Source organism: Planobacterium oryzisoli, assembly GCF_015354315.1.
GTDB lineage: Bacteria > Bacteroidota > Bacteroidia > Flavobacteriales > Weeksellaceae > Planobacterium_A > Planobacterium_A oryzisoli.
In genome coordinates, this window is record NZ_JADKYY010000009.1 from 56,785 (window position 1) to 79,692 (window position 22,908).

Genomic DNA, 22,908 nt, shown 5'->3' on the forward strand with positions numbered 1-22,908 from the left:
TTCCTATGCTTGAAGAAGAAATTTTTCAGGCATTTTTTGTTGTTAAATTTGAGCAAAAGTTAGGATGTGTTTCCCCTTTTCTTTACTTTTGATCCTGCACAATTACTAAAATACCTGTAATGCCACACAGCCATATCGAAGGAGATAATATCATCAGCCTAACTAACGCTAAAATAGCTCAGAAAAACTTTACCGTTTTAACTGGAGTGAACCTAAACATTAAGAAAGGACGTTTTTGCTACTTAATAGGCAAAACAGGCTCGGGAAAAAGTTCACTACTTAAAACATTGTATGGACACATTCCTCTGCATCAAGGAAATGGCAACGTTGCTGGATTCGATCTGAAAGATCTCAAAATATCACAGGTTCCTGATCTGCGACGTAAACTGGGTATTGTTTTCCAGGATTTCCAATTGCTTTCTGACAGAACAGTGGAAAAAAACTTGCGCTTCGTATTGGAAGCCACTGGATGGAAAGAAAAACCCAAAATGGACGAAAGAATCAATGAGGTCCTTGCCAGTGTGGGAATGAAAAGCAAGAAGCATAAAATGCCACATGAGCTTTCCGGAGGTGAGCAACAGAGAATCGCAATTGCCCGTGCTCTTTTAAACCGCCCGGATCTGATTCTGGCCGATGAACCCACAGGAAACCTAGACCCTGAGACTTCCAACGAAATAATGACACTGCTTAAGCGCGTTGCAATGGAACATAATAGTGCCGTGGTAATGGCCACACACGACTACCATATGATCCAGAACTTTCCAGGGGAAGCCATTAAATGCGAAGACGGCCATGTAAGTGTTATGAATACCGCTGATCTTTTCGAATAATTTCTATTACCCACCATCAAATTGTGGGAAACACGTGAAAATCGTTGGTTAATTCCAAATATTGCTCGGAAAATCTCCTTGGCGCAGCTTCTATAGTAAAATCTTCTTGCAGTTCGAGCTGCACCTCTTGTAGAAAGCAAAACTCAAGTAAAGAACGCCTATAGGGTAATTCATCCCGTCCACGAATTCGAACATGACGTTTAAGCCAAAACCCCTGCTCTGCCGCTAAAGAAATAAATTCTTGCGAAGTAATATAGGGTATTATAACTGCCAATATACCCCCCTCACGAACAAGATGCCCCGCGCTGATAATCAGTTCGTTATAATTCAGGGAAATCTGTTGCCTTGCCACAGGATGTTTCTCAGAAGAATTCACTTCAAAATAGGGTGGGTTACAAACCACAAGATCATACTTTTTATCCGTGCGATAGGAACGTACATCTTTATTCAAGACTCTTAGTTGTGGACTAAATTGACTTTGTGTAAAGTTCTTTTGTGCCAGATTAAATGCCTCAGAATCAATTTCGACAGCTGTAATGCGCGCAGAAGAGTACCTTTGGGCCAACATTAGCGACACAACGCCTGTACCCGTACCGACTTCCAATATTTCAGTGCAATTATCTGATCCTTGAGTAAGTGCTCCTAGAAGAACTGCGTCGGTCCCTACCATGAATACCGACCTACTTTGTGAAATTGTAAATTTTTTAAACCTAAAGGGCTTTATCATATATTAGTGGGAAGGGTAATTGTAAACTTGGTTCCTTTTCCCAGTTCGGACTTTACGGAAATATCCCCTTTGTACTCTTCAACCATTTTTCTTACCATCGTCAAACCTAGACCCATTCCGGAACTCTTAGATGTGAAATTGGGTTCAAAAATCCTGTCGTACATATCTTCGGCAATACCCACTCCGTTGTCCTCGACAGAAATCGTGACCCGTTTTTGAACCTGCTCAATATCTACGTTTATGATGGATTCGCGACCACTTGCCGTAGCTTGTCTGGCATTGGTTATTAAATTAGTGATAATACGATTCAAATAAATCTTATCCATCATTATTTGAATGTCTTCCCTATTAGAATGCACAAATATATTATCATCGTTGAATATCCGTACAATACTTGCTATTTCTTTATTCAAGTTGAAAATCTCATTATGCTTCTCTGGGAGCTGCGCAAATTGAGAGAATGCTGAGGCTACCGTAGCAATCAAATCGATCTGCTCTACAACCGAGTCACTCATTCGGTGAACCCGCTCTGTAATATCTGGATCATTCGGATCAAACTTTCTCTTGAAATTCTGAATGGTTAGCTTCATTGGAGTGAGCGGATTCTTTACTTCATGTGCTACTTGCTTTGCCATTTCTCTCCAAGCCTGCTCTTTTTCAGTGAAACTAAGACGCTCTTTTTGATCCTGAATCTGCAGGATCATCTTGTTATAGGATTTAACTAAGGAACTAAGTTCGTCGTTCTTGTAGTAGCGAATAGGCTTCATGTCTTTATCAAAGAGAGTTAGTCTATTGATAAGTTCGGAGAATTTTGTAAGGGTATTGGTTAAGTGTCGCGATATGTGTAGGCTTATATAGATAGAAATAGCGATTAGTAATAAATTAACGAGAACAATTTTGCGAACATAACTATCAAAAACCCTAAAGTAGGATGAGTCGCTGTGGTAGTAGGGAAAGTGCACAATTCCGATGGGTTCCAGTGTATTGTTCTTGAGCACCATGTAGGACGATACCACATTGGCTTCCAGTGCTGCATCATAGGTATTTATATCCAAACGTTTGTCTGTTCCCAACACATCATTGATGAGGGAAATTGGAAGTGATTTTACGGTTATCTGTTCCGGTTGCTTGTTGGAAATTAAATAGCGCCCTTTCAAGTCGTAGATAATAACATCCGCCTTGTTGATGTCAGAGATTTCAAAAATTTTATTAGAAAGCACTTCAGGTAAGTCCTCAGACTGAATCTGTTCATGACTTACGGCGTAATCAAGAGATGCCATAAGAGCATCTGACTTACGCTGCTGGTCGGTTCGGCTTTGTTCCTTTGCATTGTTCTTTAACTGCAGGTAGGACACAAGAGTAGAGGATACAACACTTAATAAGCAGATTGCAACAAAACCCCAAAATATTCGGTTTCTTAAACTATATCCACGGTATCTATTCAGCGACATTCCCAACCGACATTAGTTTTGCTACATATTTTCCTATAATATCAAATTCAATATTGACCCTATCACCCACTTTTAATGTGTGCATATTGGTATGCTTCCATGTGTAGGGAATAATGGCAACCGCAAATTCATTATCTCCGCTTTGTGCCACAGTCAGACTAATACCATTCACTGTGACAGAGCCCTGCGCCACTGTTTGAAACTTAGGGGACTCATAGGCAATAGTAACAATATAACTACCTTCTAAATCCTCTATTGATTTAACTTTTCCTGTCAAATCAATATGCCCTTGAACAATATGACCGTCCAATCTACCACCAAGTGGAACACACCTTTCCAGGTTAACCAATGTTCCATTTACCCACTCCTTTAAATTCGTCTTCTCAAGCGTCTCCTCTATAGCGGTCACCGTATATTCATCTCCATTAAGCTCCACCACAGTCAAACAGCATCCATTATGCGCAATACTTTGATCAATTTTTAGTTCATTGGAAAAAGGTGCATTCAGTTTAATATGCACATTGGATCCTTCCTTTGTAATTTGTTGTACTTCACCAATTGCCTCAATTATTCCGGTAAACATATAGTTCTTTTTGTTAATTTTGTATATTTAATAATGTTCATCAAAGATAACAATAAACAATGAGTTCTAAACAGGCGTTGGTCAAAGTGGGTATATCAGTTGGGGATTTCAACGGCATTGGACCTGAAATAATTTTAAAGGCACTTAGTGATAAATCTATTGCCGAATTTTACACACCTATTGTCTTTGGCTCAGGCAAGCTCTTTACATTTCAAAAAAACATCTTCAAACTTCAGACCAATTTTCATTACATAAATAGTGCGGCGGAGGCCGTTGAGGGTAAAATAAATCTAGTGAACATCTCCAAAGAGAGTTCAAATGTAACCTTTGGAGCTCCCACCAGCGAGTCCACAAAATTTGCAATAGATTCTCTTGAGGCAGCAACCAGCGCACTTGAAGCCAAGGATATTGATGTCTTAGTAACCGCACCGATCAACAAGGACGAAATGATCAAAGAAGGTTTCTCTCATCCTGGCCATACCGGCTATTTAGAAGAAAGATTCAAGAAAAAAGGATTGATGTTTCTAGTATCCGAGGACTTGAAAGTAGCAGTTCTAACGCATCATATCCCCTTAAGGCAGGTTCCTGAGCAAATTACAAAAGAACAACTAAAGACTACCATTAAACAGCTTAATCAAACCTTAATAGAAGATTTTCAAATCCCCCGCCCTAAGATTGCAGTGCTGGGACTGAACCCTCACAGTGGCGACGGTGGCACGATTGGAACAGAGGAATTGGAGGTAATTCAACCTGCGATTAAAGAGGTAGCTGACAATGGTATTTTGGCATTTGGACCATTTCCCGCCGACAGCTTCTTTCAACCGTCAAATCATAGTAAATACGATGCAGTGCTGGCCATGTATCACGACCAAGGCTTAACTCCTTTCAAAACATTGGCTTATGAGAAGGGTGTTAACTATAGTGCAGGCCTACCGATAGTACGCACTTCGCCTGACCACGGCGTGGCATATGACATTGCTGGTAAAGACCTCGCTGATGCCACAAGCATGAACGAAGCAATATTCACTGCAATTAAAATATACAATAACAGAAAAGAATACAATAATTTAAGAGAACATAGGCTAGTGCCTCGTAAAACGAACGGACGAGAAGGAATGGACGAGGACTTACCACGTAACTAGCGTGAAGCACACACCTTCTATAAAAGTAAGAGTCTAATTACAAAGGCCTTGCAGACATATATTAAATATTAAATAAATTTGCTATTTAGAAATAAATGCATATTTTTGCAACCTCAATTTATGGACAAGTTTAAAAACTACGATGTAGTATTTTCCGGACTAAAAAATGGAAAACACGAATTCCAATTTGAGATTAAAGAGTCGTTCTTTGAACTTTTTGACACGGAGCGGGATTTTACAAATCCTCAAATTGAAGCCCACATTCTTCTAGAAAAGCACACCACTTTTCTGGAACTATGGATTAAAATCACTGGTACAGTCACATTGGTTTGCGATATTACCTCAGAGCCTTTTGTGCATGCGATTGAAAACGAGATCCGAACATTAGTAAAATTTGGACCCCACTACGATGACAGTCAGGAAGAAGTGATAACCATTCCCGAATCATCCCACGCTTTCAATGTAGCACAGCTGGTTTACGAAAATGTGGTTCTTGCAATCCCTATGAAGAAAATATCACCAATGGTGAGTGCAGAAGATCTGGAGTTGTTGGAAAAATTTAGTGTACAGCTACCTGCTAGCAACGAGGAAGAATCCCCAGAGACCACAACAGAACCTGTTGATCCGCGGTGGGACGTGTTAAAAAAATTAAAAGACAAAAATTAGATTTAAACTATTTTAAATGGATGAGATGATCGGAAGTCTCTCATCACTCATCAATTAAAAAATAATTAGAAATGGCACATCCAAAAAGAAGACAGTCAAGTACAAGAAGAGACAAGAGAAGAACCCATTACAAAGCAGAAGTTCCTCAACTTGCGAAAGATGCTGCATCAGGCGAATTGCATCTTTACCACAGAGCACACTGGCATGAAGGCAAACTTTACTACCGTGGAAAGGTAGTAATGGAAAAAGAGACTGAAACAACTGAAGAAAACTAGAAAACGTATTTTTCAATCAAATTATACAAAAAACCACTCGATTTTAATAAAATCAAGTGGTTTTTTGTTGTTTTTTTGTATTTTTGGAGAATATTCAAATAACAAATTATGGACATTAAAGACATACAAAATCTAATTAAGTTCGTGTCTAAATCGGATGTATCGGAGGTCAAATACAAAACCAAAGACTTTGAGATTACTATCAAGACACCTCTAGGCGCGCAGGAAACGATTTCGTACGGACCGCAACCTGTATTTGCGCAGCCTATGCAGCAAAGCACTGCGCCGTCACAAAGTACTTCCAATGCACCAGCTCCATCCGCGCCCTCTTCTGCGGAAGATAATGATGAGGGAAAATACATTACGATAAAATCGCCAATGATTGGAACATTCTACCGTAAACCTGCCCCAGATAAAGATGTTTTCGTCAATGTAGGGGATTCAGTTACCGAAGGTAAAGTAGTATGTGTGATTGAGGCGATGAAACTTTTCAATCAAATTGAATCTGAAGTGTCTGGTAAAATTGTTAAAATATTGGTTGACGACGCTACACCAGTGGAATACGACCAACCTTTATTCTTAGTTGATCCTTCTTAATTTTGAGCGACTGGTCACGTTAGTACGAGGTCTTGCAAACTATTTTTAATCTGAAATTACTTTTTTAATGTTTAAAAAAATATTAATCGCCAATAGAGGAGAAATTGCCATGCGTATACTACGCACCTGTAAAGAAATGGGAATCAAGACGGTCGCCGTATATTCTACTGCCGATAAAGACAGTCTTCATGTTCGTTTTGCAGATGAAGCAGTTTGCATCGGACCAGCTATGAGTAAAGACTCGTATTTGAAGATTCCAAATATCATTTCAGCGGCTGAAATAACCAATGCAGACGCTATTCATCCGGGGTATGGATTTCTTTCAGAAAATTCAAATTTCTCTAGAATATGTCAAAAGAATGGGATCAAATTTATTGGTGCCACTCCAGAGCAGATAGAAAAGATGGGAGACAAAGCAAACGCTAAAGCTACCATGAAAGCTGCAGGAGTACCTTGTGTACCAGGCTCTGAGGGGTTAATTGATTCTTACGAGGAAGCGGCAAAAACAGCCGAAGAAATCGGTTATCCAGTGATGATTAAAGCAACTGCTGGAGGCGGTGGAAAAGGTATGAGAGCTGTTTGGAAAGCTGAAGAGCTAAAGGAGCATTGGGATTCCGCTATTCAAGAGGCAGTGGCCGCTTTCGGAAACGGCGGAATGTATATGGAAAAACTCATCGAAGAGCCGCGCCACATAGAAATTCAAATTGCGGGTGACCAGTACGGAAAAGCATGCCATTTATCTGAAAGGGATTGTTCTGTACAAAGAAGAAATCAGAAGCTGGTTGAAGAAACCCCCTCTCCTTTTATGACGGAAGAATTGCGTGAGCAGATGGGTAATGCTGCAGTTAAAGCTGCTGAGTACATTGGTTACGAAGGAGTAGGAACGATTGAATTTTTGGTAGATAAGCACCGTAATTTCTATTTCATGGAAATGAATACCAGAATCCAGGTTGAACATCCTATTACCGAGCAGGTAATCGATTACGATTTGATAAAAGAACAGATACTTCTTGCTGCTGGTACTCCTATTGAAGGAAAGAATCACTTCCCAAAACTCCATTCAATAGAGTGCAGAGTTAATGCGGAGGATCCCTATAATGACTTTAGACCAAGTCCAGGAAAAATAACCGGGCTGAACATACCCGGAGGACATGGAGTACGTGTGGACACACATGTATATTCGGGATATTCAATCCCGTCTAATTACGACTCAATGATAGCTAAACTTATCACTACGGCCCAGTCCAGAGAAGAAGCTATAGCTAAAATGAAACGCGCACTAGATGAATTTTACATAGAAGGTATAAAAACCACGATTCCTTTCCATAGACAATTAATGGACGATCCTGATTTTGTATCTGGGAATTACACCACTAAATTCATGGAGACCTTCGTAATGGATAAAAGCTACGAAATGTAATACAGACCGCCACCAGGCGGTTTTTTTTAGTCTTTCTATTTTATTTAATACTTTTGAAAAAAAACAGTGATGAGCAATCCACAGACAGAAAAACGCAACAGCCAATATTTTATTGACCTCGAAAACAAATACGGGGCACATAATTATCATCCGCTTCCTGTAGTACTTGAGCGTGGAGAAGGCGTTTACGTATGGGACGTGGAAGGTAAGAGGTACTTTGATTTCCTATCTGCGTATTCTGCAGTGAACCAAGGCCATTCGCATCCAAAAATTGTCTCAGCACTCACTCATCAGGCCCAAACACTAGCGCTTACCTCAAGAGCATTCTACAATTCTTTACTGGGCCAATACGAAGAGAAAATAACTAAACTTTTCGGATTTGATAAAGTACTCCCAATGAACTCTGGCGCAGAAGCGGTGGAAACTGCACTTAAGCTTGCGAGAAAATGGGGATATGAGGTAAAGAAAATCCAAGGAAATCAGGCTAAAATCATTGTATGTGAAAACAACTTCCACGGTAGGACCACCACTATAATATCCTTTTCCAACGACCCTGATGCTCATGATAATTTTGGCCCGTACACGCAGGGATTCGTACGTATCCCTTATAATGACATTTCAGAACTTGAATTGGTATTAAAGAGCGAAGGCTCGAATATTGCTGCGTTTCTGGTAGAACCCATTCAAGGTGAAGCAGGAGTATTTGTTCCGGATTCAGGATACTTGTCCAGCGCCAAGGAGCTGTGTGATAAATACAATGTGCTTTTTATAGCGGATGAGGTGCAAACAGGTATAGCCCGTACAGGTAAACTTCTTGCTTGCCATCACGAAAAAGTCCATCCAGACATTTTAATCCTCGGCAAAGCACTTTCCGGTGGTATGTATCCCGTCTCTGCCGTTCTTGCGAATAACAATGTAATGGACGTAATCCATCCCGGACAACACGGTTCTACATTTGGAGGCAATCCTTTAGCTTGCGCCGTTGCAATAGCTGCACTAGAAGTAGTAATAGAAGAAAATCTCGCAGAGAGAGCTGAGCATCTTGGAACTATGTTTCGCCAGGAGATGCAAAAAATAATTGAACAGACCGATTTGATTCATGGTGTACGTGGCAAAGGGTTACTCAATGCGATCTTGATAAATGACAGCCAAGATTCACCAACAGCATGGAATTTGTGTCTACAATTGAAAGAGAAAGGACTTCTTGCAAAACCAACACATGGCAACATCATTCGACTGGCGCCACCATTAGTTATGAATGAAGAACAGATGCTCGAATGCCTTACAATATTAAAGGAGACCATTTTAGAATTCAAATCGTAATGAATTTCTCAGTCGCAATTAATACATTAAATGCTGAACATTGGCTGGCAGATGTATTGCAATCTGTAGCGGATTGCCAAGAAGTAGTAATATGCGACATGTATAGCACAGATCGTACTGTGGAGATTGCTAAAGCGTTTGGCGCAAGAGTAATCTATCACGAGCGGACAGGATATGTAGAACCTGCCCGAAATTTTCTTCTTTCACAAGTTAAGACCGAATGGATTCTTCTTTTAGATGCTGACGAGACCGTATCGCAAGATCTAAAAGAATTATTAGATAAAATTGCACAGGAAAATAAATTTGCGGCAGTTAAAATTCCAAGAAGAAACTATTTTTTGGGCAAATTCATGCATGCTGCCTCACCGGATTATAATATTCGTTTTTTTAGAAAGAAAGCCATACACTGGCCTGAGCATATTCATTCCACACCAGAAGTAAATGGCTCCATCTTAACAGTTCCTAATTCACAAGACTTGAGCATTGAGCATTTAGCGAACGATTCCCTCTCGGACATTTTAAGAAAAACAGATACCTACACCGATGCAGAAGTTAAACGTAGAGCAGGAAAAAAAATTAGTTTATTAGGTCTTATTCTTTCCCCCTTTGTACGGTTCTTAAAATTTTATTTCCTGAAAAAAGGATTTCAAGATGGTATACCTGGGCTGATTTTTGCAGTCACCAAAGCCCACTACAAATTCTACACTTTAGCTAAAATCTACCAATTTAGTAGCAGAAATGAAGCAAAAAACCATCGTACTCGGAGCACCTAAGACATTTGATTTAAGTGATCAAATTGTTCTGAATTTAGAGTGTTTGGGATTTAAAGTAATTGACATCTCCTTTGATCAAAAGTTTAGATATAAAAATCTGTTTCAGCGCCTGCACAATTTAGTACGTAAGCTGCTTTTCAATGATCGTTCCCTTAAAATCCGTTTTCGCTTTGATGACTACAAGGCGGATATTTACAAAAAAGTAAATGCGGTAGAAAAAGTGGATTATGCACTAATTATTCGTCCAGACAATTACCCAATCTATTTTCTTAAGGATCTAAAAGAACGAACATCGTTAATGGTTGGTTACCAATGGGACGGCTTACATATATTTCCGGAAATACGAAAATATTATAATCTATTCGACCGCTTCTATGTTTTTGACCCTGCAGACGTCTCACCCATCCATCATCCCTTAACCAATTTCTACTTTGATTACAAATCGAGCCTAACTCCTCCTTTCACGAAAAAGAAAGTATACTTTTTAGGAACCTTTTTAGAATCACGCGCACCGTTCTTAAAAAAAATAATAAGTGAAATAAAGCGTGCTGGCTATGAGCCGCAAATTTACCTTCTAACAAGAAACTCAGGAAAGCACTTGTCTTACATAGATTGTGGGGCTACATTCCTCTCCACTCCCCTAAGCTTTGAAGAAAACCTCAATCACATGCAAAATGCTGCTGTATTAATTGATTTTTTAAACAACAAGCATCAGGGGCTCTCATTCCGCATATTTGAAGCAATTGGCTCGGGTAAGAAAATTCTCACAAATAACGCTTCGGTAAGAAATTATGATTTCTATAATGAGAATAACATATTTGTATTTAATGAGAATAATATGGACGCCATAGCAGAGTTTCTACAAAAACCCTTTATTCCATTGGACGCAGAACTTAAAAAGAAATACAGCTTCACCAACTGGATACATTACGTTCTACAGATACCTCCCTTTGCACCAATATGTCTACCTGACGTGAAGTAATACAGACATAAAATCGTAGGTCTGAACCTCTACCAATAACTCATTAATTAGTAAATTTGCGCATTAAAGACAATTTATGAATAATGTGAGAGTGCGTTTTGCACCAAGCCCGACAGGACCCTTGCACTTAGGTGGCGTCAGAACGGCTTTATACGATTACCTTTTTGCAAAAAAACAGAAAGGCACCTTTGTGCTTCGAATTGAAGATACAGATTCCCAACGGTTTGTGGAAGGTGCAGAAGAATACATTATGGAAGCTCTGGAATGGTGTGGTATAACTCCTGATGAAAGTCCAAAGCACGGTGGCCCCTATGGCCCCTACCGTCAAAGCGAAAGAAGAGCTATTTATGATAAATATACAGAGCAAATCCTTAAAACCGACTTTGCTTATTTAGCGTTTGATACTCCCGAGGAACTCGAAGAGATTAGAAAAGAATACGAAGAAAAAGGGGAAGTTTTCGCTTACAATTACTTTACAAGAACTCGACTAAGAAATAGCTTATCACTTTCGAAGGAAGAAACGAGTGATCTCTTACTCCAAAAGACACCTTACGTAGTTCGTTTTAAAATGCCCGTAGATAGGATTCTCCAGCTGGAGGACCTCATCAGAGGTAAATTTTCGGTCAATACCAACACATTAGACGACAAAGTTCTTGTAAAAAACGACGGAATGCCTACGTACCATTTTGCAAACATCATTGATGATCATCTCATGGAAATTTCTCATGTAATTAGAGGTGAGGAATGGCTTCCATCAATGGGACTACACGTACTGCTGTATGAAGCTTTTGATTGGGATCCTCCGAAATTCGCGCATCTCTCACTTATACTTAAACCCGAAGGCAAAGGTAAATTAAGCAAAAGGGACGGAGACAAATTCGGATTCCCCGTCTTTCCGTTAGAATTCAAAGATCCTACATCAGGAACGGTCTCTATGGGTTATCGAGAGCAAGGATACTATCCGGAAGCTTTTATTAACTTCCTAGCGCTGCTAGGGTGGACTCCCGCAGACAATAAAGAAATCCTTTCCTTATCAGAAATGATCGAAGAATTTGATATTGAAAAGCTGCATAAGGCGGGAGCCCGCTTCAGCAAGGAGAAAGCGGAATGGTTTAATCAACAATATCTTCACCTTCGCTCTGATAAAGACGTTTTAGAAGATATACGACCTATGATTACACAGGGGAATACGCCCCTGACAGAGGAAAAACTACTAAAGATTGTATCCTTAATGAAAGACCGGTGCATCTATGCAAAGGATATTGTCACAGAAGGTAAATTCTTTTTTAAAGCACCCTCCTACTACGACGAAAAAGCGGTACAAAAAGCGTGGAGTGACAGCAGTACCTCCATCCTTGAAAACCTAAGTCTTAAATTGGAGATTACAGCTATGAATGCTGCTGAAATAAAAGATACAATAAAGCTTGCAGCAACTAATGAAGGGGTTGGTATTGGCAAAGTTATGATGCCTTTACGGTTGGCATTAGTTGGTGAACTGACAGGACCAGACGTACCAGATATTATAGAGGTCCTTGGAAAAGAGGAATCGATTAGTCGCATACGTAATGCGGTGAATAATATACCTACATTATCGGCATAAATCACTAAATTTGGAGCATCTATTATAATAATAAATGGAATATCTAGAATTTGAACAGCCGATAAAAGAGCTAATGGATCAGTACCAGGCATGCGCGCTTGTAGGTGAAGAAAGCGGCGTAGATGTGAAATTGGCCTGCAGTCAGATCGAGACTAAAATCGCTGAGAAAAAACAAGAAATATACGGCAACCTAACTCCTTGGCAAACGGTACAGCTTTCCAGACATCCGGACAGACCCTATACATTGGATTTCATTCAGGGAATTGCAGATAAAGGAAGTTTTTTGGAACTTCATGGAGATCGGTCTTTCGCTGATGACAAAGCAATGGTAGGTGGGCTGGCCACAATCGACGGAAACTCGGTGATGCTAATAGGCACCCAAAAAGGGAGAACAACAAAAGAGCGTCAACAGAGACGCTTTGGAATGCCTAACCCTGAAGGGTATAGAAAAGCGCTACGCCTTATGAAACTGGCGGAAAAATTCCAGATACCTGTCGTAACCTTTTTAGACACGCCAGGAGCATATCCCGGGTTGGAAGCAGAGGAAAGAGGGCAAGGGGAAGCTATCGCCCGCAACATTTTTGAAATGGTCCAACTTAAAACCCCAATACTAACCTATGTGATTGGTGAAGGAGCTAGTGGAGGTGCGTTGGGTATAGGAGTAGGTAATAAGGTTTTTATGCTTCAATACACCTGGTATTCGGTTATAGCACCCGAAAGTTGCTCGTCGATACTTTGGCGCAATTGGGACCATAAAGAAGATGCTGCAGGGGCTTTAAAACTGACACCAAAGGACATGCTCAAAAATAAAATCATCGACGGAATCATAGATGAGCCTTTGGGCGGTGCGCAATACAACCCATCCGAAGCATACATGAATGTAAAGCATTCAATTTTAAGAGAGATACAAATTTTAAAATCCAAATCTGTCAAGGAACTCGTACACGAAAGACAGGAAAAATTCATCCAGATGGGTGAGTGGAAAGGTTAGTACTAAAGCTGGATTTATTCCAGCTTTTTTTTGCATAACCCCTAAACACATACTTCTATGTGGAGTACTAATGCAAATAATTTTTGCATATTATTTCTTATCTTTGCAACTCGAAAATCAAAACAGATTCAAACAGTAAGGTTAAATAAAAAATTGACAATATGTATACACCAGTCGCTGCAGATGTAGCAAAACTTAGAAACACCACCGGTGCCGGAATGATGGATTGCAAAAAAGCTCTAGTAGAAGCTGAAGGCGATTTTGACAAAGCAATTGAAATCCTAAGAAAGAAAGGCCAAAAGGTTGCAGCTAATAGAGCAGACAGAGAATCTACCGAAGGAGCTGTAATTGCAAAAGTCAATGCAGACAATACCTTAGGAGCAATTATATCTCTAAACTGCGAAACCGATTTCGTAGCTAAAAACCAAGATTTCATAGACCTAGCACAACAGTTGGCGCAGCAAGCTCTTAACTTCTCTAACAAAGAGGAATTTTTAGCGTCTGATTTTAATGGCATAAGCGTTGCGGAAAAGTTAACAGAACAGACAGGAGTTATCGGTGAAAAAATTGAAATCGGAGCATTCGAAACTATTCAAGGTCCTTTCCTAGGTGCCTACATCCACGCAGGAAATAAAATTGCTGCTATCACCTCATTGTCTGAAAATGTAGAAGGAGCTGAAGAGGTAGCTAAATCTGTGTCTATGCAGGTTGCTGCGATGAATCCTATTGCATTGGATGAAACACAAGTTTCTCAAGAGACTATTGACAAAGAATTAGAAATTGAGAAAGAATTACTAATTAAAGAAGGGAAGCCAGAAAACATCATTGAAAACATCCTTAAAGGTAAGATGCAGAGATTCTATAAAGACAACACTCTTGTACACCAAGCCTTTATAAAAGACGGTCAGCAATCTGTAGCAGACTACGTAAAATCAGTGAATGCAGATTTAAAAGTATTAGGATTTGTGAGAGTATCACTTACTTAATTATACAGTATTATAAGTTGTTAATCCCTGCAGGCCAACCTTGCAGGGATTTTTTTATTAGAATATTAACATTGTACCTAATTAATTTAATGAAGTTTAACGATGTTGCTTCTTACTCTCCAGCCTACGGACAACGGATAAGTAGTATTTTTGCATCAATATGATTCGCCATTTAGTTCTGCTACTACTCATTGTCTTCAACCAAGGATTCGCACAGATGTATTCTGGACAAGTATTTATGAGAGAAAACGCTTCCTTATATCTCAATCAAGTCTATGTGACGAATCTAACTACTCAGAAGACCGTCCTATCGAATTACAATGGAGAATTTAATATACCCGCCAGCTTTGGAGATGTAGTACGATTTACTTCGATTCTCTCCGACCGACACGATGTAAGGTTAACCCAGCAAATGCTGGACAATAAATTGAACTTCATTGAGCTCAAACCGAGCTACCACGAAATCGAAGAAGTAGTAATACGCTGGAAACCCTCAGGTAATCTTCGTCAAGATGTCCTGACCATAAAAGAGAACGATAAAAAGATGGAAGTTGCTAGCATAATTGGACTACCTGGCCCCAAGCCAAAAGCAGACGCGGGCTTAGAACCAATTGCAGGCTTGCAGGGGGGAGGAGTCTCTTTCAGCATTGAAGGAATATATGATGTGCTTTCCGGAGAACGAAAGAAGAAACAGCGCCTATACGAATTTGAGAAAATGATGAAAGCATTACGTGCTCTTAGACAGTATTATGGTGATGAGTACTTTATTAAGCTTAAAATACCCGTCCACATGATTGATAATTTCCTTCAATTTGTTTATTCATCTGAGAATCTTCTACCCTATTTAGAAACCAAGAACTTCGAGGCGACGCAACCATCCTTGGAGAAGTATCTGCCTATTTACCATAAGCGTTTAAGAGACTCGAGTTTATCCGAAGTAACCAAGTCCTAATCCCCGGAATCTCCTTACCTTTGCCACTTAAAATTTCAATATGGGTAAGAAAAATAAGCTTGCACGATTTGCAGAAAACAAGATACTTCCTAATGTGTACCAACCAACAAGAGGTGAAGCCCTAGAGGGCTATAATCTTAAAGGAAAATGGAGAGAAAAGGTTTTTAAAAATTCAAATCCAATAGTTCTTGAACTAGGTTGTGGGAAAGGTGAATACACTGTAGGACTTGCAAATTCATTCCCCAACAAGAATTTTATAGGAATTGACATCAAAGGCGCACGCTTTTGGTTTGGGGCTAAGGAGGCACATGAAAATGCACTATTGAATGCAGCTTTCCTTCGTACACAAATAGAGCTGCTGGATTCTTTCTTCGATACTCAAGAAGTAGATGAAATATGGATTACTTTTCCGGACCCGCAAATAAAATACCGACGCACAAAACACCGTCTTACCAACCCGGATTTTCTACAGCTTTACAAAAAGGTCCTGAAACCTTCTGGTTCGATACATCTAAAAACCGATTCTGAATTTCTACACGGATATACATTAGGGCTCTTACAGGGTCTTGGACACGAAATCCTCACCGCCCACCACGATATCTACGGTGCTCCAGAGTACAATCCAGACACTCCCCTTCTAAGGGATATACAGACCCACTACGAACAGCTGTTTTCCAGTAAAGGTAAAACTATAACTTATTTACAATTCAGACTTCGCCAATAAGTTCAAAAAAAAAAGAGAGTTGCCCAAAAGACAACTCTCTTTTACTATTCTAAACTTTAGATTATTCGTTATCGAAATCAGCATCTGCCTCTGCGGATACTTTTTCACCTTCTTCTTTAGATTTTTCTTTATCTGCTTTTCTTTGTGACTGACCGTCTTTAATAGCTTCAGAAACTACAGAAAGAATCATATCAATGGATTTTGATGCATCATCATTCCCAGGAATCACGAAGTCTACCTTTCTTGGATCAGAATTAGTATCTACAATAGCAAATACAGGAATTCCAAGCTTTTTAGCCTCTGTCACTGCAATGTGCTCTCTCATAATATCCACCACAAAAATTGCAGAAGGAAGACGCACCATGTCCGCTATTGAACCAAGGTTTTTCTCTAGGTTAGCTCTCTGTCTGTCCACCTGAAGTCTTTCCTTTTTAGACAAAGTTTCGAACGTACCGTCCTTCTTCATTTTGTCAATGTGGTTCATCTTCTTTACCGCCTTTCTAATAGTAACGAAGTTGGTTAACATACCACCTGGCCATCTTTCTGTAATATAGGGCATATTAAGTTCTGCAGCATGCTTTGCTACAACTTCTTTAGCCTGTTTTTTAGTTGCTACAAAAAGGATCTTCTTGCCGGCTGAAGTGATTTTCTCCAGTGCTGCACAAGCTTCATCCAATTTAACAGCTGTTTTATGTAAATCAACGATGTGAATACCGTTCTTCTCCATAAAAATATATGGAGCCATATTTGGGTTCCACTTTCTAGTCATGTGACCGAAATGAACACCTGCCTCTAAAAGGTCTTTAACATTTGCTCTTGCCATGTCTCTTTTTTGTTTTTAGTTTACGTTCCGCCTTTTCGCAATCAACTCTCCTTTAGATGGGAGAAGAGTTTGGGTGCTAAACTAAACGGGGCATAGGTTGTCAGAATTGTCCTAAGACTGCATTCCAACGGGTTAATAAATAGTTTGGCTCTCTTAGCGATCTGCAAAGAGAAATTAAGGATAGTATTAACGTTTGGAGAATTGGAATCTCTTTCTCGCTTTTTTCTGTCCTGGTTTCTTTCTTTCTACCATTCTGGCATCTCTAGTAAGAAGACCATGAGGCTTAAGAGAAAGTCTGAATTCTGCGTTAATTTCGCAAAGAGCTCTGGATACACCAAGACGAATAGCTTCAGCTTGTCCTGTGTTACCTCCACCAAATACATTTACAGTAACGTCGTATTGACCAGCAGTTTCCGTTAATAGAAACGGTTGATTCAACTTATACACCATTACATCTGTAGAAAAATATTCCTTAGCGTCTTTACCGTTTACAACGAAGTTTCCAGTACCTGGCTTCACGTAAACCCTCGCTACAGAAGTTTTTCTTCTTCCAATTTTATGAATTGTAGACATACTAATTATTTAAATTCGTTAACATTAATAGTTTTCGGCTGCTGAGCTTCGTGCTTATGTTCCGTACCTTCATATAGATAGAGGTTCTTAAGAATAGCAGATCCCAATTTGTTTTTTGGAAGCATCCCTTTAACGGATTTTTCCAAAACTCTCATTGGATTCTTCTTTAGTAGCTCCTCAGCTGTCTGAGACTTTTGTCCACCCGGATAACCAGTATGCCAGATGTAGGTCTTATCAGCCCATTTGTTTCCAGAAAGAGTAATCTTTCCTGCATTCAAGACAATCACATTATCACCACAGTCTACGTGTGGAGTGAAGTTTGTCTTGTGCTTACCTCTCAAAATTTTAGCCACTGTAGAAGCTAACCTTCCCAACGGCTGTCCTTCAGCATCTACCACAACCCATTCTTTATTAGCGGTAGCTTTGTTTGCTGAAACGGTTTTGTAACTTAATGTATTCACACTTTTTCGTTTACGATTAAACATATTTATCCCATTACGGGTGTGCAAAGGTACAATTTTTTTTTAGAATTGAAAAGATTTTAGGACACGTTAATAACAAAGCACCAATCCCAATGCAAACTATTGGTACTTAAGGGAATGCTTAAATAAACCCTCTACTGCTTCCCGTTACGAAGGGATTTGGAACCTTTTAGACTTGCAAGTAAATAATACCCCACAAAAACGGTGGAAAAACGAATAGCAGAAAGCACAGCAATTTCAAATGGGAAAAATACCAGCCCTACCACTACCACAAGTAGCATTCCTAAGAAGGAAAAAAGTAGCTTCTGAGCTAATGACTTGTTCGGGTCATCCATTAAAAAAGCAACAGCCCAACCCACACCTATGGCTAATCCATAGAACAAATCGGCCCAAACACCTTGACTCGTCCAGACATACCGACTTAGGAGATAGCCAATAAGTATTCCCATTGTAAGATAGAGCATTGCACGCTTCATATAATTTATTTGGTACAAATATAAATATTTGCGCAGTTTAACGCTCTAAATCCCGACAGATATATCCTGCGGTCAGGGCGTTTGTTTGCATTCCCATTGAATGCTTATATTTGGAAAATTCATCAATCTTTTTAAAATACTAATGGAAATAGAAAAATACCAGCCTAAAAATAAGGTACGGATAGTAACTGCCGCTGCTTTGTTTGATGGACATGACGCGGCTATAAACATAATGCGAAGGGTCCTTCAGTCCACCGGTTGTGAGGTCATACACCTGGGACACGATAAATCTGCGGAAGAAGTGGTGAACACTGCTATTCAAGAAGATGCAAATGCCATTGCTATCACGTCGTATCAAGGTGGCCATAACGAGTACTTTAAATATATGTACGACCTTTTGAAAGAAAAAGATTCTTTGCAGATTAAAATTTTTGGCGGTGGCGGTGGAGTAATCCTACCTTCTGAGATAAAAGAATTGATGGATTATGGCATTGAAAGGATCTACTCACCAGATGACGGAAGAGAGATGGGACTGCAAGGCATGATAAACGATTTGGTTCAAAGAGCTGACTATGCCACTGGGGAGAAAATAACAACAGAACATGTGGAACAAATCCGCTTTGACAATCCCAGCTCTATTGCGCAAGTAATTTCTGCAGTAGAAAATTTTTCTGAAGAAAAAGACGAATTAGTCGCCCGGATACGTTCGAAGGCAAAAGACCTTAAGATCCCCATTTTGGGTATAACCGGTACCGGCGGTGCAGGTAAATCCTCGTTGACCGATGAATTAGTCCGCAGGTTTCTGCGCTCTAATCCCTCAAGCAAGCTAGCAATCATTTCCATTGATCCTTCAAAGAAAAAGACAGGTGGTGCTTTACTGGGTGACCGTATACGTATGAATTCTATTCATGACCAAAGAATTTATATGCGGTCCATGGCCACTCGTGAGAACAATGTCTCTGTCTCACCCCATATACATGCTGCCATTGATGTCCTAAAACTTTCTGGCCCTGAGCTCATCATACTTGAAACCTCTGGAATTGGGCAAAGTGGATCAGAAATCACCGAAGTCTCAGATCTCTCATTGTATGTAATGACCCCTGAATACGGGGCATCTACGCAACTTGAAAAAATTGACATGCTAGACTATGCGGATTTTGTGGCGTTAAACAAATCCGACAAACGAGGAGCCCTTGATGCGCTTCAGGCGGTTCGTAAGCAATTCCAAAGAAACCACACCCGTTTTACTGAACCACTGGAAGACATGCCTGTATTCTCTACTAAAGCAAGTCAGTTCAACGATTGGGGCACCACGGAACTCTTCAATCAGATAGTCCAGAAACTTAACCAGCACACGCAAGATGGCACGCCGCACTTTGAATTATTTAAAGAACAAGTAACAACTGATGAATCGGTAGTGATTCCACCAAAACGAATCCGGTACCTCTCGGAAATTGTTGAAAACAACCGAGCTTACGACAGAGAAGTTGAACAGCAGGCACTAGTAGCAAAACGCATGTACCTTCTTGACGGAGCAAAGACTCTGGTTAACGAAGATACTGTAGTGGTCGAGAAACTAGAAAAGGTATTATTGAAGGCCAGTAAAGAACTCAAGGAAGAAAACAAACTCTTTCTGCAGGGTTGGCACCAATTTAAGAAAGAACTTAAAGAAGACACATTCACGTATTTGGTACGTGGCAAAGAAATCAAGGTTCCCACTTCAAGCAAATCGCTCTCGGGAATTGACATTCCAAAAATTGCTTTACCCAAATTTCAGGATTGGGGAGACCTAATTCGCTGGAAAGGGCAAGAGAACGTGCCCGGCCAGTTTCCATTTACAGCAGGTATCTATCCTTTTAAAAGGACTGGAGAAGATCCCACACGTATGTTTGCCGGGGAGGGTGGGCCAGAACGCACCAACCGCAGATTTCATTATGTTTCGGCAGAAATGCCTGCAAAAAGGCTATCTACTGCATTTGATTCTGTAACTCTCTACGGCCAAGACCCTGCGTTCCCTCCTGATATATATGGTAAAATTGGTAATGCAGGAGTTTCGATAGCTACATTGGACGACGCAAAAAAATTGTATTCTGGTTTTGATCTAATTGATCCACTAACCTCCGTTTCCATGACCATAAATGGTCCTGCACCAATGCTGCTGGCGTTTTTCATGAACGCGGCCATTGATCAGAATTGCGAAAAATTCATTGACGAAAATAATCTTTGGGACAAAGTGGAACAGGTGCTAGCATCCAAATACGATGCCCATGGAATCAAGCGTCCAGAATATTATGGAGAACTTCCTCCCACAAATAGTGGGCTTGGATTAAGACTCTTAGGAATTTCTGGCGATGAGATACTAGAACCGAGCGACTACCAGCGAATTAAAGCAGCAACAATCGCCACAGTGCGAGGAACCGTGCAAGCGGATATATTGAAAGAAGACCAAGCGCAAAATACTTGCATTTTTTCTACGGAATTTGCCTTGCGTCTAATGGGAGATGTCCAAGCTTACTTTATAGAGCAAAAAGTGCGAAACTTTTATTCAGTGTCCATTTCAGGATACCATATAGCGGAAGCGGGCGCGAATCCAATTTCTCAATTGGCTTTTACTTTAGCAAATGGCTTTACCTATGTAGAATATTACCTTTCCCGAGGAATGGATATTAATGCCTTTGCTCCAAATTTATCCTTCTTCTTCTCCAATGGAATTGATCCCGAATATGCAGTAATTGGAAGGGTGGCAAGAAGAATTTGGTCCAAAGCAATGAAATTAAAGTACGGAGCGGACGAACGCTCTCAAATGCTCAAGTATCACATCCAGACTTCGGGTCGTTCTCTGCACGCCCAGGAAATAGATTTCAATGATATACGTACTACACTTCAAGCGTTATATGCCATCTATGACAACTGCAACTCATTGCATACCAACGCTTATGATGAGGCGATTACAACACCAACAGAAGAATCTGTACGAAGAGCGATGGCAATTCAGTTAATCATTAATAAAGAATTAGGACTTGCTAAAAATGAAAATCCTTTGCAAGGATCATTTATCATAGAAGAACTTACTGATCTGGTCGAAGAAGCAGTTTACCTTGAATTTGATAGAATTACAGAACGTGGAGGTGTACTGGGAGCAATGGAGACTATGTACCAACGTTCTAAAATTCAGGAAGAATCTATGCATTATGAATGGCTAAAACATACCGGAGAATATCCAATTATTGGTGTGAACACATTTTTAGGTAAAGACGGCTCCCCAACAATACTTCCACGAGAGGTTATACGCTCGACCGAAGAGGAGAAGCAGCAACAGATAAATAGTCTTACTAATTTTCAGAAAGCGAATATAAGCACAGCAACCTCTGCATTGGAACATTTACAGAAGGCGGCATTAAATCAGGAGAATTTATTTGAAGTAATGATGGAAGCAGCAAAATACTGCTCTTTGGGTCAGATTACGAATGCATTATTTGAGGTGGGTGGTAAATACCGACGAAATATGTAAAGCACATCCTTTATAAACTTTAGTAGCCTTCCCTAATGTGGAAGGCTATTTTTTAAATTGTATCGTAAAGACCTTTTACATAGTCAGGCCAGCGTGAAGGGGTGGTTCGGTTTTTGAAGCCCGGAATAAATTGATTGTGTTGGGTAATCTGATCGGGAGAGATCCCTTGCGCTTTCTTACTCTGCACGAACTCTATACTTTCTGCTAGAAAAGACCGCATCTCTTTAATCTGTGTTTTCGTTCCAACTGTATTTTCTGGGGTATCCGCATGACCAAAAATATAGAGTGTATCCTCAGGAAAAGTAAGCAGAACTTTGTCTAGAATTTGAACCCAAGTCCGGGCATTTGCACCGTCCTTAGGCCTATAGACAGGTATCATGTTAATGAACATTAAATCACCCAGGTGTACTACTCCATCATTCTCAAAATAATAAACTGCATCTCCCTGAGTATGCCCCGCGCCAAAATGATAACCCGTCACGCGATCTCCACGAAGTTCAAATTTATATATTTCGTCAAACAATTCTGTAGGATAATATTGCTCTACCAAATTATTGCGCTCTACGGCAGACTGTCTTTGTAGTTCAGGCACTTTATGGTGTGCTACCACTTTTCTAGCAATATCTTTAAATGCGAGATTACCTGAGGTGTGGTCTGCGTGGTGGTGCGTGTTAGCCAAGTAGAGAACTTCTTTATTTGATGATTTAATTGACTCCACTAGGGGGCTAATCTGTTTAGGAAATTGACTATCAATTATGACAAAGCCATCTCTATTTTCCAAAACACCTACAGTTCCTCCTCCATTGTTAAAGCGATACACATTACCTCTCACATTCTGAAGCTGACCGGAACTGACAGATAATGGTTGGGTCTTTGCTCTTGTGAGAGAGCAACTCAACCAGGAAGAGTAAGTTAAAAGGCCTAATGCGCCTAATGCGGATTTTGAAATAAATTCTTTTCTGTTCATACTGGTGGGTTTTCTACTAAATTAGTAAATTATAGGTTTGATAACTACAGTATG

Annotated in this window: 23 protein-coding genes; 15 read left to right on the forward strand and 8 right to left on the reverse strand. The window is 40.0% G+C overall.

Translation table 11 applies throughout. From position 1 onward, the window contains the following. Positions 1-119 precede the first annotated feature (119 nt). The gene (locus IC612_RS07880; protein WP_194739640.1) at positions 120-830 is read left to right on the forward strand and encodes a cell division ATP-binding protein FtsE; all 711 of its coding nucleotides are present in this window, start codon (positions 120-122) and stop codon (positions 828-830) included. 16 nt (positions 831-846) lie between these two features. Here IC612_RS07880 and IC612_RS07885 read toward each other — a convergent pair whose 3' ends face one another. Genes IC612_RS07885 through IC612_RS07895 form a run of 3 tightly spaced genes read right to left on the reverse strand, consistent with a single transcriptional unit; the run spans position 847 to position 3,591 of the window. Continuing rightward, positions 847-1,500 (reverse strand): tRNA1(Val) (adenine(37)-N6)-methyltransferase, encoded by a 654-nt coding sequence (locus IC612_RS07885; RefSeq protein WP_194739641.1) that lies wholly within the window; start codon positions 1,498-1,500, stop codon positions 847-849. A 53-nt stretch (positions 1,501-1,553) separates the two neighbouring features. Beyond that, positions 1,554-3,008, reverse strand: a complete 1,455-nt coding sequence (locus IC612_RS07890; protein ID WP_194739642.1) for a sensor histidine kinase — start codon at positions 3,006-3,008, stop codon at positions 1,554-1,556. After that, positions 2,995-3,591 carry a riboflavin synthase gene (locus tag IC612_RS07895; RefSeq protein WP_194739643.1) on the reverse strand — a complete coding sequence of 199 codons (597 nt, stop codon included), beginning with the start codon at positions 3,589-3,591 and terminating at the stop codon, positions 2,995-2,997. Before IC612_RS07895 ends, IC612_RS07890 begins: the two co-directional genes overlap by 14 nt. A gap of 59 nt (positions 3,592-3,650) precedes the next feature. Between IC612_RS07895 and pdxA the strand changes: the two genes are divergently transcribed. The 13 genes from pdxA (at position 3,651) to trmB (ending at position 16,022) form a co-directional block, all read left to right on the forward strand. Further along, complete coding sequence (gene pdxA, locus IC612_RS07900; RefSeq protein ID WP_194739644.1) at positions 3,651-4,733, forward strand: 4-hydroxythreonine-4-phosphate dehydrogenase PdxA; 1,083 nt, start codon at positions 3,651-3,653, stop codon at positions 4,731-4,733. 120 nt (positions 4,734-4,853) lie between these two features. After that, entirely contained in the window at positions 4,854-5,399 is a 546-nt protein-coding gene (locus IC612_RS07905) for a YceD family protein (protein ID WP_194739645.1), read from the forward strand. A 71-nt stretch (positions 5,400-5,470) separates the two neighbouring features. Next, complete coding sequence (rpmF, locus tag IC612_RS07910; RefSeq protein ID WP_194739646.1) at positions 5,471-5,674, forward strand: 50S ribosomal protein L32; 204 nt, start codon at positions 5,471-5,473, stop codon at positions 5,672-5,674. A gap of 108 nt (positions 5,675-5,782) precedes the next feature. Next, positions 5,783-6,271, forward strand: coding sequence for an acetyl-CoA carboxylase biotin carboxyl carrier protein (gene accB, locus IC612_RS07915; protein ID WP_194739647.1), 489 nt, complete (start codon positions 5,783-5,785; stop codon positions 6,269-6,271). A gap of 67 nt (positions 6,272-6,338) precedes the next feature. Further along, positions 6,339-7,691 (forward strand): acetyl-CoA carboxylase biotin carboxylase subunit, encoded by a 1,353-nt coding sequence (gene accC / locus IC612_RS07920; RefSeq protein ID WP_194739648.1) that lies wholly within the window; start codon positions 6,339-6,341, stop codon positions 7,689-7,691. Between the two features lie 69 nt (positions 7,692-7,760). Next, positions 7,761-9,014 (forward strand): ornithine--oxo-acid transaminase, encoded by a 1,254-nt coding sequence (gene rocD, locus IC612_RS07925; protein ID WP_194739649.1) that lies wholly within the window; start codon positions 7,761-7,763, stop codon positions 9,012-9,014. Beyond that, positions 9,014-9,787 (forward strand): glycosyltransferase family 2 protein, encoded by a 774-nt coding sequence (locus IC612_RS07930; RefSeq protein WP_194739650.1) that lies wholly within the window; start codon positions 9,014-9,016, stop codon positions 9,785-9,787. The genes rocD and IC612_RS07930 overlap by 1 nt, the downstream gene beginning before the upstream one ends. Next, on the forward strand, positions 9,753-10,769 hold the full coding sequence (locus IC612_RS07935) for a hypothetical protein (protein ID WP_194739651.1): 1,017 nt from the start codon (positions 9,753-9,755) through the stop codon (positions 10,767-10,769). Before IC612_RS07930 ends, IC612_RS07935 begins: the two co-directional genes overlap by 35 nt. A 76-nt stretch (positions 10,770-10,845) precedes the next feature. Continuing rightward, positions 10,846-12,369, forward strand: a complete 1,524-nt coding sequence (gene gltX / locus IC612_RS07940; protein ID WP_194739652.1) for a glutamate--tRNA ligase — start codon at positions 10,846-10,848, stop codon at positions 12,367-12,369. Positions 12,370-12,403: 34 nt separating this feature from the next. Next, complete coding sequence (locus IC612_RS07945; protein WP_194739653.1) at positions 12,404-13,360, forward strand: acetyl-CoA carboxylase carboxyltransferase subunit alpha; 957 nt, start codon at positions 12,404-12,406, stop codon at positions 13,358-13,360. 161 nt (positions 13,361-13,521) lie between these two features. Further along, a complete protein-coding gene (gene tsf / locus IC612_RS07950) occupies positions 13,522-14,346 on the forward strand; it encodes a translation elongation factor Ts (protein WP_194739654.1) in 825 nt (274 codons plus the stop codon). Between the two features lie 160 nt (positions 14,347-14,506). Continuing rightward, positions 14,507-15,298: a hypothetical protein gene (locus IC612_RS07955; protein WP_194739655.1), complete on the forward strand. Its 792-nt coding sequence runs from the start codon at positions 14,507-14,509 to the stop codon at positions 15,296-15,298. Positions 15,299-15,338: 40 nt separating this feature from the next. After that, complete coding sequence (gene trmB / locus IC612_RS07960) at positions 15,339-16,022, forward strand: tRNA (guanosine(46)-N7)-methyltransferase TrmB (RefSeq protein WP_194739656.1); 684 nt, start codon at positions 15,339-15,341, stop codon at positions 16,020-16,022. A gap of 61 nt (positions 16,023-16,083) precedes the next feature. On the opposite strand, the gene rpsB is transcribed toward trmB, so the two are convergent. The 4 genes from rpsB to IC612_RS07980 form a co-directional block, all read right to left on the reverse strand. After that, positions 16,084-16,845, reverse strand: coding sequence for a 30S ribosomal protein S2 (gene rpsB, locus IC612_RS07965; protein ID WP_194739657.1), 762 nt, complete (start codon positions 16,843-16,845; stop codon positions 16,084-16,086). A gap of 186 nt (positions 16,846-17,031) precedes the next feature. Next, entirely contained in the window at positions 17,032-17,418 is a 387-nt protein-coding gene (rpsI, locus tag IC612_RS07970; protein WP_194739658.1) for a 30S ribosomal protein S9, read from the reverse strand. A gap of 5 nt (positions 17,419-17,423) precedes the next feature. Then, positions 17,424-17,879 carry a 50S ribosomal protein L13 gene (rplM, locus tag IC612_RS07975; RefSeq protein WP_194739659.1) on the reverse strand — a complete coding sequence of 152 codons (456 nt, stop codon included), beginning with the start codon at positions 17,877-17,879 and terminating at the stop codon, positions 17,424-17,426. Between the two features lie 155 nt (positions 17,880-18,034). Continuing rightward, positions 18,035-18,376 (reverse strand): hypothetical protein, encoded by a 342-nt coding sequence (locus IC612_RS07980; protein ID WP_194739660.1) that lies wholly within the window; start codon positions 18,374-18,376, stop codon positions 18,035-18,037. Positions 18,377-18,518: 142 nt separating this feature from the next. On the opposite strand from IC612_RS07980, the gene IC612_RS07985 reads away from it, so the two are divergent. Further along, positions 18,519-21,887: a methylmalonyl-CoA mutase family protein gene (locus tag IC612_RS07985; protein ID WP_194739661.1), complete on the forward strand. Its 3,369-nt coding sequence runs from the start codon at positions 18,519-18,521 to the stop codon at positions 21,885-21,887. A gap of 52 nt (positions 21,888-21,939) precedes the next feature. Here the strand turns inward: IC612_RS07985 and IC612_RS07990 are convergent, their stop codons facing one another. Next, complete coding sequence (locus tag IC612_RS07990; protein WP_194739662.1) at positions 21,940-22,854, reverse strand: MBL fold metallo-hydrolase; 915 nt, start codon at positions 22,852-22,854, stop codon at positions 21,940-21,942. Positions 22,855-22,908: the final 54 nt, after the last annotated feature.